General features: G+C 44.6%; 14 protein-coding genes and 1 pseudogene. 13 read left to right on the forward strand and 2 right to left on the reverse strand.

Annotation, left to right across the window (positions count from 1 at the left end; genetic code table 11):
• Nucleotides 1-44: 44 nt before the first annotated feature.
• Nucleotides 45-1,253, reverse strand: a complete 1,209-nt coding sequence (locus tag Q0307_RS08490) for an MFS transporter (RefSeq protein WP_298659427.1) — start codon at nucleotides 1,251-1,253, stop codon at nucleotides 45-47.
• Between the two features lie 110 nt (nucleotides 1,254-1,363).
• Here Q0307_RS08490 and Q0307_RS08495 point away from each other — a divergent pair, with 110 nt between their 5' ends.
• Nucleotides 1,364-2,257, forward strand: a complete 894-nt coding sequence (locus Q0307_RS08495) for a LysR family transcriptional regulator (protein ID WP_298659431.1) — start codon at nucleotides 1,364-1,366, stop codon at nucleotides 2,255-2,257.
• A gap of 322 nt (nucleotides 2,258-2,579) precedes the next feature.
• Here Q0307_RS08495 and Q0307_RS08500 read toward each other — a convergent pair whose 3' ends face one another.
• Nucleotides 2,580-3,530 (reverse strand): ornithine cyclodeaminase family protein, encoded by a 951-nt coding sequence (locus Q0307_RS08500; RefSeq protein ID WP_298659434.1) that lies wholly within the window; start codon nucleotides 3,528-3,530, stop codon nucleotides 2,580-2,582.
• A gap of 194 nt (nucleotides 3,531-3,724) precedes the next feature.
• On the opposite strand from Q0307_RS08500, the gene sufB reads away from it, so the two are divergent.
• The 12 genes and pseudogenes from sufB to Q0307_RS08565 all read left to right on the forward strand — a co-directional run bounded on the left by sufB (nucleotide 3,725) and on the right by Q0307_RS08565 (nucleotide 13,898).
• Nucleotides 3,725-5,173 (forward strand): Fe-S cluster assembly protein SufB, encoded by a 1,449-nt coding sequence (gene sufB, locus Q0307_RS08505; RefSeq protein WP_298659438.1) that lies wholly within the window; start codon nucleotides 3,725-3,727, stop codon nucleotides 5,171-5,173.
• Nucleotides 5,174-5,186: 13 nt separating this feature from the next.
• Complete coding sequence (sufC, locus tag Q0307_RS08510) at nucleotides 5,187-5,939, forward strand: Fe-S cluster assembly ATPase SufC (protein WP_298659441.1); 753 nt, start codon at nucleotides 5,187-5,189, stop codon at nucleotides 5,937-5,939.
• Nucleotides 5,936-7,225, forward strand: a complete 1,290-nt coding sequence (sufD, locus tag Q0307_RS08515) for a Fe-S cluster assembly protein SufD (RefSeq protein ID WP_298659444.1) — start codon at nucleotides 5,936-5,938, stop codon at nucleotides 7,223-7,225. Before sufC ends, sufD begins: the two co-directional genes overlap by 4 nt.
• 9 nt (nucleotides 7,226-7,234) lie before the next feature.
• Nucleotides 7,235-7,609, forward strand: a complete 375-nt coding sequence (locus Q0307_RS08520) for a DUF59 domain-containing protein (protein WP_298659447.1) — start codon at nucleotides 7,235-7,237, stop codon at nucleotides 7,607-7,609.
• Between the two features lie 6 nt (nucleotides 7,610-7,615).
• Nucleotides 7,616-7,942 carry an iron-sulfur cluster assembly accessory protein gene (locus Q0307_RS08525; protein WP_298659518.1) on the forward strand — a complete coding sequence of 109 codons (327 nt, stop codon included), beginning with the start codon at nucleotides 7,616-7,618 and terminating at the stop codon, nucleotides 7,940-7,942.
• Between the two features lie 11 nt (nucleotides 7,943-7,953).
• Nucleotides 7,954-8,394: a SufE family protein gene (locus Q0307_RS08530; protein ID WP_298659451.1), complete on the forward strand. Its 441-nt coding sequence runs from the start codon at nucleotides 7,954-7,956 to the stop codon at nucleotides 8,392-8,394.
• 51 nt (nucleotides 8,395-8,445) lie between these two features.
• Nucleotides 8,446-8,667: a CopG family transcriptional regulator gene (locus Q0307_RS08535; protein WP_298659454.1), complete on the forward strand. Its 222-nt coding sequence runs from the start codon at nucleotides 8,446-8,448 to the stop codon at nucleotides 8,665-8,667.
• Nucleotides 8,667-9,029: a type II toxin-antitoxin system VapC family toxin gene (locus Q0307_RS08540; protein WP_298659457.1), complete on the forward strand. Its 363-nt coding sequence runs from the start codon at nucleotides 8,667-8,669 to the stop codon at nucleotides 9,027-9,029. The genes Q0307_RS08535 and Q0307_RS08540 overlap by 1 nt, the downstream gene beginning before the upstream one ends.
• Nucleotides 9,030-9,083: 54 nt before the next feature.
• Nucleotides 9,084-10,629, forward strand: a pseudogene (locus Q0307_RS08545) (type I restriction-modification system subunit M).
• The gene (locus Q0307_RS08555) at nucleotides 10,622-11,665 is read left to right on the forward strand and encodes a PDDEXK nuclease domain-containing protein (RefSeq protein ID WP_298659464.1); all 1,044 of its coding nucleotides are present in this window, start codon (nucleotides 10,622-10,624) and stop codon (nucleotides 11,663-11,665) included. Before Q0307_RS08545 ends, Q0307_RS08555 begins: the two are co-directional and overlap by 8 nt.
• Nucleotides 11,658-12,872, forward strand: coding sequence for a restriction endonuclease subunit S (locus Q0307_RS08560; protein WP_298659466.1), 1,215 nt, complete (start codon nucleotides 11,658-11,660; stop codon nucleotides 12,870-12,872). Before Q0307_RS08555 ends, Q0307_RS08560 begins: the two co-directional genes overlap by 8 nt.
• 18 nt (nucleotides 12,873-12,890) lie before the next feature.
• Nucleotides 12,891-13,898 (forward strand): virulence protein RhuM/Fic/DOC family protein, encoded by a 1,008-nt coding sequence (locus Q0307_RS08565; protein ID WP_298659468.1) that lies wholly within the window; start codon nucleotides 12,891-12,893, stop codon nucleotides 13,896-13,898.
• Nucleotide 13,899 lies beyond the last annotated feature (1 nt).

Here is a 13,899-nt window from a genome sequence, read left to right on the forward strand (position 1 = left end):
TAGTAAGTATAAATCTTTACGTTTAGTTCCTAAAGCTAGCACTTTTAAACACAGGTTGAAGAAAAAACTTGAGTGCTAGGTTTGTGTCTAAAATGCAACCATAAGGCTGCACTTAAAGTCACAGCAAAAATCCCCAAGGATGCACCCACCACACCGCTCCAACCTGCCCATTGCCAAAAGGGTTCCAGATAGAAGCTACCTACGCTAGCACCCAAATAATAAAATACTAAATACAAAGACGAGGCACTCGCTCGTGCTTGCAAGGCATGTTGGCTAACCCAACTACTTAAAGTGGAGTGCGTTAAGAAAAAGCCAAAACTATTCATTAGGAAGCCGCTTACAATCAGTGGCAAGCTTGCTAATAAAGTGAGCAGTGTGCCTAGCATTAACAATAAGATACCTAAAATCATACAGATTGGCTGACTCAACCATAAAGCAGCACGGCCTGACCACGCGGAAGCAAAACTACCGGTTAAGTAAGTTAGAAATAGCATCCCCAAAGCGTGAGTAGACAAATGATAGGGCGCGTCAGCAAGCACGAAAGTAATGTAACTATACAGGCTTAAAAAAATCATCATATTCAAGCCGCCAATCAAATAAGCAGTCAAAAGCAGCGGGCTTTGCAAATGACTACGCATATCAGCCAGTACTGAACGTGGATGGAAGGCTTTAGCTTGAAAATGTTTAGAGGCTGGTAGGAGCCAAATAAACAAGAGGACTAGGAATAAACTACTAAAGCCTAAAACAAGAAAAACTGTCTGCCAGTCATAATGCTCGCCCACAAAACCGCTGACTAAACGTCCAGTCACACCACCTAAACTATTTGCACTGATATAGAAACCTACCGCAACCAATACCGCCTTGCGTTCAAATTCATCACCTAAATAAGCAATCGCAATCGCCGGTAAACCACCAAGGAAAAAACCTTGTAAGCCACGCAGGATTAATAAGCTGCTATAAGTTTCGACTTGGGAAATGGCTAAAGTAGTGGCTACAGCACCGAGTAAAGTAAGCACCATAATAGGTTTACGCCCGAACGCATCTGATAAAGAGCCATAAATTAGTAGCGACAAACCCAGCATAGAAATAGTGACAGTCAGACTCCAACTCGCTTGTAGCGGGGTTAAATGAAAAGTCTGGGCTAATTGCGGTAAGAGCGGCTGCGTCATATGCACATTAGCAAAGATCATAAAAGAGCCTAGAGCCAATGCTAAAGTGGCAAACCAGAACTCTCGGGTACCGGTGGTAATCATGTTGGGTTATCCGTGTTTTAACTCAGCTCACAATAAACGCAGTGCAGAAATTAATAAAATATATAATAAGCATGGCTTCGATAATTTTTTTTTACCGATAAGACAAGACAATGGATTTAAAGCAGCTCCGTTATTTTCACGAAATTGTGCGTTTAGGCAGTTTTACCAAGGCGGCTGAAATTTTGCATGTTGCTCAGCCTGCGATTAGCGTAGCTATTCGCAAACTTGAAGCAGAATTAGAACTACAACTTTTTCAACGGCATGACCGCAAGGTCAGTTTGACGGCGGAAGGAGAGCGTTTATGGCTACATACACAACGGATACTACAAGCCGTCGACGATGCGCATCTGGAAATGCAAGAGCTGAAAGGTCTAAGCAAAGGCGAAGTGCGAGTAGGAATTCCGGGGATGATGGGCTCTTATTATTTTCCGCCCGTGCTGATGGCTTTTCGGCATCGTTATCCGCATATTAGTTTGCAGGTCATTGAAGGCGGTACTTGGCAATTGCAGCAAATGCTGGAAACAGCTCAGCTTGATTTAGCAGTGATTGTGCAAGATTTTTTGCCAGCAACCTTAGAGGCACGGGTCATTGTGCGCGAGGAAATGCGCGTCGTGGTCGGGCGCGAGCATCCGTTAGCTCAACAAGCGGCTGTTAGCATTGAGGATTTTTTCAAGGAAGAGCTCGTGCTATTTCGTAATGGGTATTTTCACCGCAAAATTGTTGACCGCTTAGCGGCTACGGTGGGTATTGAACCAGTGATTGGCTTTGAAACTAATCTGATTCCGTTGATTAAATCAATTATTAAGCAAGGGTTTGGGATTTCGACTTTGCTGGCGATGGCTTTAGAAAACGATCCTGAGTTGGTTGATTTACCGTTTACCGAGCCGGTCTGGTTGGATTTGTGTATTGCTTGGCGGCGCGATGGCTATTTGTCGCGGGCTAATCAAGCTTTTGTGGATTTCCTATTAGAAAAACCTGAACCTAGCGCCCTAAGGGTGAATTAGGAGTTTACGCTAGGTCAGGTGAGGAAAACATAGCTGGGGAGCTATTGGGTTTATTACTTAAGGAGTCTTTTCACTGAATGTCGGATTTATCTAAAATAAAGCCTAATCAGCCTAGCAGAGGGAACTGTAAAGAAACTACTTAAGGAACTCAGACCTTAAGCAAGTAAAATCAGCAAAACTAAACTATCAATTCTTAAAACAGAAAGGGCTTAATAAGTCGAAGCTCGATTTGTTTAAATGAACTAATTAAATTATATCCCTCGCATAGGATAAGATCCAATATAGTACCAAATTGCCAAGCGATGCAAGGGGCAAAATAAATTTATTTTTTTAAATTATCTTGAGCTTGGTATGCCACAATGGCAGCGGCTAAATCTTCTACAGCATGCCCCACGCCCTTGAAAACTGTCATTGCTTGAGGCTGGTGCTGGCTATGCTCAAGCTTACATAAATCATAAAAGCTGCCACGAATAGCGTTAGGGTCTAATGCGCCCGTTTGCAAGGGGAACAATAAATCGCCCGATTCATGCAAAGCAGCTTCAGTATCAATATAAACTTGGGCTTTTTGCATCGCTTCATCATCGACTTCGCGCATCTGTGGAGTGAAAGAACCAATGAGATCCACATGTTGACCCGCTTGCAGCCAAGCGCCGAATAACACGGCTTGTTGCGCTAAGGTTGCACAACTGATGATCTCAGCTTGTGCAACCGCAGCTTTTAAATCGCTGACTAATTCAACTTTCCAACGTTGCAATGCTTGTAACTCTTTCACTAAGCTGTGTGCACGTGCAGGGCTACGATTCCAAATCAAGATACGCTTTAACGGAAACAGGCTGGAGAAAGCTTCAGGTAGCTCACGGGCAACACGTCCAGCACCCAAAATCAAAAGTGTCTGGGCTTGCGGATTAGCCAAATAACGTGCACCTAAAGCAGAGGCTGCAGCGGTGCGCCGTGCGGTTAGGACTGAGCCATTCAGTAAAGCTAAATGCTCACCGGTATCTTCACGAAATAGTAGGTAGCTTGCAATGACCGCAGGCAAGCCACGTTTAGCATTATCAGGATGAATATTTGCTATTTTCACGCCACCAAAACCTTGCTGACTTTGCCAAGCGGGCATTAAAAGTAAAGTAGCATTCTGACCTTGCGGATTAGCTAAGGTGTGGTGATGGCGTAAAGGTGCTTTTAACCCTGCCGCAAACAGCTCGCTGATTTTAGCGATTAACGGAGGGTAGGGGAGGGCAGCAGCAGTTTCGTCGGCAGAAAAAATACGCATGGTAGACTCATTTACTCACTGAAAACTGGCATGGCCAGATTGTAAGAGATTGTTGGAGAGAAAACGCAGTTTATCGAGCAATTATCAAGAAACCGGTTAAAAGATTCCCGAGCAATCACAAGCCTATTGGCAAATCAGCAGTATTTCGCGTATATTCCCGACTAAATTGCTAGGTTATTGCAAAGGTGAGGGTCATGGATGCTGTAGAGCAACAACTGGCTGAGTTAGCTAAAACAGGCTACGAGGCGGGTTTCGTTTCCAATATTGAGTCAGAAACAGTACCACCGGGCTTAGATGAGTCTGTCATTCGCTATATTTCTGCGCGTAAGAGCGAACCGGAATTCATGTTGGAGTGGCGGCTAGGAGCATACCAGAAGTGGCTGCAGATGGAAGAGCCAGACTGGGCACACTTGAAGTATACCAAGATTGATTATCAGGCGATTTCCTATTTCTCTGCACCTAAATCGGCAGCTGATGCACCGAAAAGTTTGGATGAAGTCGATCCTGAATTGCTGCGTGTGTATGAAAAGTTGGGTATTCCGCTAGAAGAGCAAAAAATGCTGGCGGGTGTTGCGGTGGATGCCGTGTTTGATAGCGTGTCGGTGGCGACGACCTTTCGTAAGCAATTGGCAGAAGCTGGGGTGATTTTCTGCTCAATTTCAGAAGCGATGCGCGAACATCCAGAGCTGATTAAAAAGTATTTGGGTACGGTGGTTCCGCAAACCGATAACTATTTTGCTGCTTTAAATGCTGCGGTTTTCACGGATGGGACTTTTGTGTATATCCCAGAAAATACCCGCTGCCCGATGGAGCTTTCTACCTATTTCCGGATTAATGAGCGTAATACGGGGCAGTTTGAGCGTACTTTGATTATTGCCGATAAAGGCAGTTATGTAAGCTATCTCGAAGGCTGCACCGCGCCGCAACGGGATGAAAATCAGTTGCATGCGGCTGTGGTCGAGTTGATTGCTTTGGAAGATGCTTATATCAAATATTCGACCGTACAGAATTGGTATCCGGGTGACGAAAATGGCAAGGGTGGGATTTATAACTTTGTCACCAAGCGCGGGGTCTGTGCGGGTGATCGTTCGCGGATTTCGTGGACGCAAGTGGAAACGGGTTCCTCTATCACTTGGAAATACCCCAGTTGCGTGCTGAAGGGTGATGACTCGATTGGTGAGTTTTATTCAGTGGCAGTGACCCGTGGTGCGCAGCAAGCCGATACGGGAACTAAGATGTTCCATATCGGTAAAAACACCACTAGCACGATTGTTTCTAAGGGAATCTCTGCGGATCGTGGGCAGAATGCGTATCGCGGTTTAGTGCGCATGAATAAGGGCGCCGAAAACGCGCGTAATCATACCCAATGTGATTCCCTGTTGATTGGCGATAAATGTGGGGCGCACACTTTCCCCTATATTGAGGTCGCGAATCCGACTGCTAAAGTCGAGCATGAAGCGACCACTTCCAAAATTGGTGAGGATCAATTGTTCTATTGTCGTCAGCGTGGCTTATCCGAAGAGGATGCGGTGTCGATGATTGTGAATGGATTTTGTAAAGAAGTCTTCAATGAGCTGCCGATGGAGTTCGCTGTTGAAGCGCGTAAATTGCTCGCGATTAGTTTAGAAGGCGCAGTAGGTTAATAAAGGAAGAAATATGCTCTCAATTAAAGATTTACACGCCAGCATTAACGGCAAAGAAATTCTCAAAGGCTTAAGCCTCGAGATGGGCGCTGGTGAAGTGCATGCGATTATGGGACCCAATGGCTCAGGTAAAAGCACACTCTCCAAAGTCCTAGCGGGGCGTGAAGAATACGAAGTTACGAGCGGCACAGTCACTTATAAAGGTGAAAATCTATTAGATATGTCACCCGAAGAGCGTGCACATCAGGGTATTTTCATGGCTTTCCAATATCCGGTGGAATTGCCGGGGGTGAATAATACTTATTTTATGCAAGCTTCCTTAAATGCGATTCGTAAAGCCCGTGGTGAGCCAGAGTTAAATTCCTTAAATTTCATGAAGCTGGTGCGAACTAAATTAAAGGCGCTGGAAATGAATGAAGCTTTATTAAAGCGCTCAGTGAATACCGGTTTTTCCGGCGGGGAAATGAAGCGCAATGAAATTCTACAGATGATTCTGCTCGAGCCTTCTTTAGCGATCTTGGATGAAACGGATTCCGGATTAGACATTGATGCCTTAAAGATGGTGTCAATGGGGGTGAATAGTTTGCGTAGCCCTGAGCGTTCTATGTTAGTCATTACTCACTATCAGCGCTTACTCGATTATATCCAGCCGGATTATGTGCATGTCTTGAGTGGTGGGCGGATTATTCGTTCGGGCGATAAATCTTTGGCTTTAGAGCTGGAAGAAAAGGGTTATGGCTGGTTGCAAGAGGAGGCCGCAGCATGAGTGCTGCTTTGTTAGATCATTATCAGACTTTAGCGGCAACAGCACCCAAAGCGCATGCTTATCAAGCAGTGGGTCAGCGGCGTTTGAGCTTGGTAGAGCTACCGAATCGTAAGCAAGAGGCTTGGCGCTACACACCGCTTGCGCCCGTGCTGGATTATCAATTCGCCGCTGCTAGCCGTGAAGACGGTTTATTAGAACCTGAGGATGTCGCTGCTTTACGCGTCACGCCCGCTGATCATGTGTGCATTGTCTTGCTCAATGGCTTTTTTATGCCCGAGCTTTCAAGTTTACCTGCTCAAACGGGTTTGGAAGTGTTGGATTTAGAGCAAGCGCTGCAAACTTCGGCTACAGGCATTGAGCGCTTAGGTCGCTTGAGCGGTGAATGTTTACATCTGTTTGGGGCGGTGAATGCTGCTTTAACGGGAGCGGGTGTTTATTTGCGGGTCACTGAGAAACTAGTGCAACCCCTTGAGTTAATTCATATCAATTACAGCTTTGATAGTGAGGTTTTGAGCAATCCACGGGTGTTAGTACAAGTGGAGGCACAAGCGAGCTTAACGCTGATTGAGCAGCATGCCCCGTTTGCCGATGTATTGGGAATGCATAATGGCGTGACTGAAATCTTCTTAAGTGAGGGCGCTGAGTTGCTTCACCCACGCTTACAGAATGATAGTTTGCGCACGCGCCATTTGAGCAGTTTGTATGTGCAGCAAGCGGCTTCCAGTGTATATAAAAATACCAGTTTAGCCTTAGGCAGTGCATGGTCGCGGACGGAGTTTCATCTTGATTTCAGCGGTGGACATGCCCATTGTGAGTTAAATGGTTTTTATTTAGCGGGTGAGCAACAGATGCAGTCGATGCATTTGGATGTTTTGCATTCCGTGCCAGATTGCAGCAGTCGTGAAAGCTTTAAAGGCATTCTTTACGGGCAAGGTAAGGCAGTGTTTGATGGCAATATCCTCGTGAAAAAGGATGCCCAAAAAACTGATGCGCGTTTGAGTAATGATAATTTGCTGCTGTCGCGGGACGCTGAAATTGATACTAAACCGCGCTTAGAAATTTATGCGGATGATGTGCAATGTAGCCATGGCACGACAGTCGGGCAAATTGATCCAGAAATGTTGTTTTATCTGCGTGCGCGTGGCATTCCTAAAGCAGCAGCGACTAGTATGATTTGCCAAGGCTTTGCGGCGGAATTGATAGCGCATTATGAATATCCTGCTTTGGAAACTAAGGCTTTAAGTATTTTGCAAGAGCGCTTAGCACCTGTTGCGGCGAATCTTTAGGAGGGATGTATGTTTAAATTATCGCGCTTAATGAAGGCCGAGAAGGCTGAGCAGTTTGATGATGAAAATATTGCCCGTCGAGCATGGCTGAAAGATGAAATCATCGCTGCGATTCGCCAAGTTTACGATCCTGAAATTCCGGTCAATGTGTATGACCTTGGTTTAATTTATCGACTTGATATTGACGAGAATAATAATGTCGATATTGATATGACTCTAACTAGCCCGGCCTGTCCAGTGGCGGGTAGTTTGCCGGGCTTGGTAGAAACGGCCGCTCGTTCTAAAGTCGAAGTGAATGATGTAAATGTGAATTTGGTCTGGGATCCACCTTGGGGCAAAGAGCGTATGAGTGAAGAGGCTTTATTAGCCTTGGATATGTATTAGGAGTGAATAATGATTAGTGTTACTGAAAAAGCGGCGCAACATATTCGTCAGCAACTAGACAAACGGGGTAATGCTGTCGGCATGCGTTTAGGGGTGCGCAAAAGTGGTTGTACCGGCTTTATGTATGTGGTGGATTATGTTGATCAGTTAGGTGCGAATGATCGAGTTTATGACCAGTACGGTGTTAAAGTGGTAGTTGATAGTGAAAGCTTGCCTTATTTAGAGGGCACTGAAATTGATTATGTGCGCAGCAATGCTTTAAATCAGGGTTTGGAATTTAGGAATCCGAATGTGAAAGATGCCTGCGGCTGCGGCGAATCCTTTAACGTATAAAAGCAGATAGCATGACTGAAATTGACGAAATCGCCAGTGACTTTGAATTTCTTGAAGATTGGGAGCAGCGCTATCAATATTTAACTGAATTAGGCGAAGCGCTGCCACTTATGCCTGAGGCTGAAAAGATTGATGCCAATCGAGTTAAAGCTTGCATGAGTCGCGTGTGGGTGAAGCCACATTGGGATGCTCAAGACCCGACTAAAATTGTTTTTAATGGTGATTGTGATACGGCGATTATTAAAGGCGTGGTCGCGCTGTTAGTTCGGTTATTTTCTGGCAAGACTCCAGCAGTTATCTTAGCGATGGATGTGGATGATTTATTCGATCGCCTGCAACTGGCCGAGAATTTAAGCCCCAATCGGCATGTGGGGGTATATGCGATAGTGGATGTAATGAAGGGGCAGGTGGAAAGGCTTGCGCCTGTCAGTGTGGAGTTTTCTCCCGGCTGATGCTTGTTTGATCTATAATAACGTTATCATTCATCTGATGACGTTATTATTATGCGCACTATTATAGAAATTCCTGATTTCCAGTTAGAACAGCTCGCTCGTTTTGCTGCTGAGTCTAATATCTCACGTGCAGAGCTGATCCGTCGTGCGGTGGCAGATTACCTCCAACGCTACACCACCCCCAAGGAAGACAATGCTGCTTTCGGCTTATGGGCGTCAAAAGCAGAGGATGGCTTGGCCTATCAAGAGCGTTTGCGTGGAGAATGGGACTAGTGAAAGCCTTATTTGACACGAATATTTTAATTGATTACCTGAATGGCATTGAAGCTGCTAAAGAGGAAATTAAGCGCTATCCGCATATTGCTATTAGCGTAATCACTTGGATGGAAGTAATGGTAGGTGCTAAGTCAGAAGAAGAGGCTGCCATTAGACGGTTTTTAGCTCGGTTTGCATTAATTCCACTGAATACTAATATCGCTGAACGTGCAGTAGACATTAGGCGAGCTACTAAAATACGTCTTCCTGATGCGATTATTCGTGCTAGTGCGGAACTTGAGCATGCTTTGTTAGTTTCGCGAAATACTAAAGATTTTCCTGAAGATGAACCTTGGGTTCGAGTGCCATATAAACTGTAAGTATCCGAAGAAAGTACTTAATTTAACCAACCCTATTTAAACAGGATCAACAGCATGACCAGTAGTCAACAGCGAGCCGCTCTGCAACGCCAAATTTGGGCTATTGCCAATGAAGTGCGTGGTGCGGTGGATGGTTGGGATTTTAAGCAATATGTACTGGGTACATTATTTTATCGCTTTATCAGTGAAAACTTTGCCAGTTACATAGAAGCGGATGATGAAAATATTGTTTACGCAGACTTGCCCAATGACGTAATCACGCCCGCCATCAAAGACGATGCAATTAAAACCAAAGGCTACTTTATTTATCCCAGTCAGTTGTTCGTTAATATCGTCAAAAATGCCAATACCAATGAAAGTCTGAATACCGACCTTGCCTCTATCTTTACTGATATTGAAGCCTCTGCTAGTGGCTATCCGTCTGAGGGCGATATTAAAGGTTTATTTGCTGATTTTGATACCACCAGCAATCGTCTAGGCAATACAGTCAAAGATAAAAACACCCGTTTGGCGGCGGTCTTGAAAGGTGTGGCAGGCTTAGATTTTGGTGACTTTGATGAGAGCCATATCGACCTTTTCGGTGATGCTTATGAGTTTTTGATCTCCAACTATGCCGCCAATGCAGGTAAGTCGGGCGGGGAGTTTTTCACGCCGCAACATGTGTCTAAGTTGATTGCGCAATTGGCGATGCATCAACAGACCAGTGTGAATAAAATTTATGACCCTGCGTGTGGTTCTGGCTCGTTATTGTTACAAGCTAAAAAGCATTTTGATGCGCATATTATTGAGGATGGGTTTTTCGGGCAGGAGATTAATCACACTACTTACAATTTGGCGCGGATGAATATGTTTTTGCATAACATCAACTACGACAAATTCAATATCCAACTCGGTAATACGCTCATCGACCCGCATTTTGGCGATGACAAACCGTTTGATGCGATTGTGTCTAATCCACCGTATTCCGTGAAATGGATAGGCTCAGATGACCCTACTTTGATCAATGACGACCGCTGCTGGAGTACTCGCGCCCAAGTCCAAAGCGGATTTTGCTTTTGTGCTTCATGCTTTGAGTTATCTATCGAGTAAAGGACGGGCGGCGATTGTGTGCTTCCCTGGGATTTTTTATCGGGGCGGAGCTGAGCAGAAAATCCGGCAGTACTTGGTGGATAATAATTATGTGGAAACGGTTATTTCACTCGCACCGAATCTGTTTTATGGCACGACTATCGCAGTGAATATTCTGGTGCTGTCTAAGCATAAGGTAAATACCGATACGCAATTTATTGATGCTAGTGGTTTGTTTAAGAAAGAGACGAATAACAATATTCTCACCGATGAGCATATTGAGCGAATCATGCAGGTGTTTGATAGTAAAGCCAATGTGGATTATTTGGCGATGTCGGTGTCGGTTGAGCAAGTCGCCGCTAATGATTACAACTTGTCGGTGAGTAGTTATGTAGAGGCGGAAGATCAGCGGGAGGTAGTGGATATTACTAAGCTTAATGCCGATCTTAAAACCACGGTCACTAAAATCACTCAACTGCGGGCGGAGATTGATGCGATTGTGGCGGAGATTGAGGGCGCTAAACATGAATGATAAGCCTAGCGCTTTGACTCAACCGCCAGAGGGTTATGGTGAGTGGCTGGCAGAGCTAAAAAGTAGAATTCATACGGCTCAACAGCGTGCAAGCCTTAGCGTCAATCGTGAATTGGTATTGCTGTATTGGCAAATAGGGCAGGACATATTAACCCGCCAAGCTACTCAGGGTTGGGGTGCAAAGGTGATCGAACGGTTAGCACACGATTTGCGTAATGCCTTTCCTGAGATGAAAGGATTCTCTCGTACCAATTTGCTTTATATGCGCTCTTTTGCTGAAGCGTGGACAGATGAGCAAATTGTCCAACAGGTTGTTGGACAATTGCCGTGGGGACATAATTTGGTTCTACTGACCAAGTTAAAAAAACCAGAGGAACGGCTAGCCTATGCCCAAAAAACGCTTGAGCATCATTGGTCACGCAATGTATTGGTTATGCAGATAGAAACAAAATTGATAGAACGGCAAGGCATGGCAGTCACTAATTTTGAGCAGCGTTTGCCTAAGCCTCAATCTGACCTTGCACGTGAGTCGCTGAAAGATCCTTATCGTTTTGATTTTTTGGGCTTGGGTCATGAAGCGCAGGAACGCGAGATTGAGCGTGCCTTAGTTCAGCATGTAACAGCGTTTCTGTTGGAGTTAGGTGCAGGCTTTGCTTTTGTAGGGCGACAGGTGCATTTGATGGTTGGTGGAGAGGATTTTTTTATTGATCTCTTGTTTTATCATCTGAAGTTGCATTGTTATGTGGTGATTGAGCTGAAAGCGGGTGATTTTAAACCAGAACATTTGGGGCAGCTCGGCTTTTACCTCACTGCGGTGGATCGCCAACTGAAAGAACCACAAGATCAGCCTACGATTGGCTTGTTATTGTGCAAAAGCAAAAACAAAGTGGTGGCTGAATATGCATTAGGTGATAAAACGCAGCCGATGGGTATTGCCGAATACAAGCTAGTGGAATCCCTGCCGACTGATTTGCAAAGCAAATTGCCTAGTATTGAACAGATAGAGCGTGAGTTAGAGGGGTTTAGCCATGAGTGAATTAAATTTTATGACTAGGCTGTTGGATGGAGTGACGGTGGAGTGGAGGGCTTTAGAACAGATAGCAAAAATAAGGCATGGCAAAGATTGGAAAGGTTTAAATGCTGGTGATATTCCAGTTTACGGTTCGGGTGGAATCATGGGGTATGTTGATACATATTCTTATGACAAACCTACTGTTCTAATTCCTCGTAAAGGCTCAATTTCAAATATTTTCTTTGTTGATAAGCCATTTTGGAATGTTGATACTATTTACTACACGGAAATCGACACATCTAAGATTGCCCCAAAGTATCTTTACCATTTTATTAAAACTATTGATTTAATGGCACTTGATACTGGTTCTGGAAGACCTAGTTTGACACAAGCTCTTTTAAATAAGCTTGAAATTCCCATCCCCTGCCCAGAAAACCCTGAAAAATCGCTACACATTCAAGCCGAAATTGTGCGTATTTTGGACGTATTTACGGCGCTGACCGCTGAGCTGACCGCTGAGCTGACCGCTGAGCTGACCGCTGAGCTGACCGCTGAGCTTAGCATGCGAAAAAAACAATACAACTACTATCGTGATTATTTATTGAGTTTTGAAGAGGGGGAAGTGGAGTGGAGGACATTAGGGGAGGTTGCTAATATTCAGCGTGGGGCATCGCCTAGACCAATAGTAAGATACATAACTGAAGATAAAGAGGGTATTCCTTGGATTAAGATAGGTGATACCTCGCTTGGTTCAAAATATGTAAATAGAACAGCACAAAAAATTACACTAGAGGGCGCAAAAAAGTCACGTATTCTAAATGAAGGCGATTTTATTATGTCCAACTCTATGAGTTTTGGACGGCCTTATATACTTGGTATAAAAGGAGCTATTCATGATGGATGGGCTTCTATTAGTGGCTTTGGGGAAAAGCTAAATTCAGATTATCTTTATCATTACCTTTCATCTAATACTGTACATAGGTATTGGACAGGAAAGATTAACAGTGGCTCTGTTAGTAATTTGAATGCAGACATTATTAAGACGCTATCTATACCTATTCCTGATCTTAATAAGCAGAAGAAAATTGCGTTAATCCTCGACAAATTCGACGCGCTCACTAATTCCATCACCGAAGGCTTACCCCGCGAAATCAAGCTACGCCAACAACAATACGAATACTACCGCGATTTGTTGCTGAGTTTCCCCAAGCCTGATGAGGTCGTAGATTAATAGGAGCAGGCCAACCAAATGACCAATAGCATCGAAATCTATCACACCACCGACGGTCAACTTGAGCTGAAAGTAGCACTTGATAACGAAACTATTTGGCTTTCTCAAGCTCAAATGGCTGAGTTATTTGAAACCAAACGGCCTGCTATCACTAAGCATCTGAGTAATATCTTCAAATTCGGTGAGTTGTCGGAAGAAAGCACCTGTTCCATTTTGGAACATATGGCTGAGCATGGTCAGACCTATAAAACAAAACACTACAATCTTGATGCCATTATCTCGGTGGGCTATCGTGTTAATTCATCCCGTGCCACACAATTTCGTATCTGGGCGACCCGTACCCTGAAGCAACATCTAGTCGATGGCTATACCCTAAACCAACGTCGTTTAAAAGAGCGCGGTATTGAATTTGAACAGGCGGTTATGCTGTTATCCCGTACACTGGTTAATCAACAATTAGTGAATAACACGGGTACAGTGGTGCTATCGGTCATCAGCGATTACGCCCGCAGTTGGAGTTTATTGCAAGGCTACGATGAACAAAGCCTCTGCGCCCTAGCCAATAAACAAAGCGGCATGCAAGCTCTCGATCTGACTGAAGTATTAGCAGCGATTGCAGAGTTGAAAACGATATTAATGGCCAAAGGTGAAGCCACTGATTTATTTGGGCAATTACGCGGCGATGGGCTGGCATCAGCACTAGCCACTATTGAGCAAGGCTTTGGTGAAGAACTGTTTTACCCCAATGTCGCCAGTCGTGCCGCGCATTTGCTCTATTTTGTCATCAAAAACCATCCACTAGCTGATGGTAATAAGCGCAGCGGCTCATTTTTATTTTTGTGGTATTTGCGTTTAAACCAGCCTTTATTAGCCAAACCGGTGGAGCAGCTCATTAACGACAATACGCTAGTGGCGCTAGCGTTACTGGTGGCTGAGAGTTTGCCCGCTCAAAAAGAGTTAATGATCCGTTTAATTGAGCATTTCGTTCTACTCAAAGACGAATGCCATCAGGATAGAGGAGACTAGC

Source organism: uncultured Thiothrix sp., assembly GCF_937873765.1.
Classification (GTDB): Bacteria; Pseudomonadota; Gammaproteobacteria; order Thiotrichales; family Thiotrichaceae; genus Thiolinea.

Coding starts and splice junctions, on each gene's coding strand:
- Q0307_RS08490 (WP_298659427.1), bottom strand. CDS start 1,253: ATGATTACCACCGGTACCCGAGAGTTCTGGTTTGCCACTTTAGCATTG.
- Q0307_RS08495 (WP_298659431.1), top strand. CDS start 1,364: ATGGATTTAAAGCAGCTCCGTTATTTTCACGAAATTGTGCGTTTAGGC.
- Q0307_RS08500 (WP_298659434.1), bottom strand. CDS start 3,530: ATGCGTATTTTTTCTGCCGACGAAACTGCTGCTGCCCTCCCCTACCCT.
- sufB (WP_298659438.1), top strand. CDS start 3,725: ATGGATGCTGTAGAGCAACAACTGGCTGAGTTAGCTAAAACAGGCTAC.
- sufC (WP_298659441.1), top strand. CDS start 5,187: ATGCTCTCAATTAAAGATTTACACGCCAGCATTAACGGCAAAGAAATT.
- sufD (WP_298659444.1), top strand. CDS start 5,936: ATGAGTGCTGCTTTGTTAGATCATTATCAGACTTTAGCGGCAACAGCA.
- Q0307_RS08520 (WP_298659447.1), top strand. CDS start 7,235: ATGTTTAAATTATCGCGCTTAATGAAGGCCGAGAAGGCTGAGCAGTTT.
- Q0307_RS08530 (WP_298659451.1), top strand. CDS start 7,954: ATGACTGAAATTGACGAAATCGCCAGTGACTTTGAATTTCTTGAAGAT.
- Q0307_RS08535 (WP_298659454.1), top strand. CDS start 8,446: ATGCGCACTATTATAGAAATTCCTGATTTCCAGTTAGAACAGCTCGCT.
- Q0307_RS08555 (WP_298659464.1), top strand. CDS start 10,622: ATGAATGATAAGCCTAGCGCTTTGACTCAACCGCCAGAGGGTTATGGT.
- Q0307_RS08560 (WP_298659466.1), top strand. CDS start 11,658: ATGAGTGAATTAAATTTTATGACTAGGCTGTTGGATGGAGTGACGGTG.
- Q0307_RS08565 (WP_298659468.1), top strand. CDS start 12,891: ATGACCAATAGCATCGAAATCTATCACACCACCGACGGTCAACTTGAG.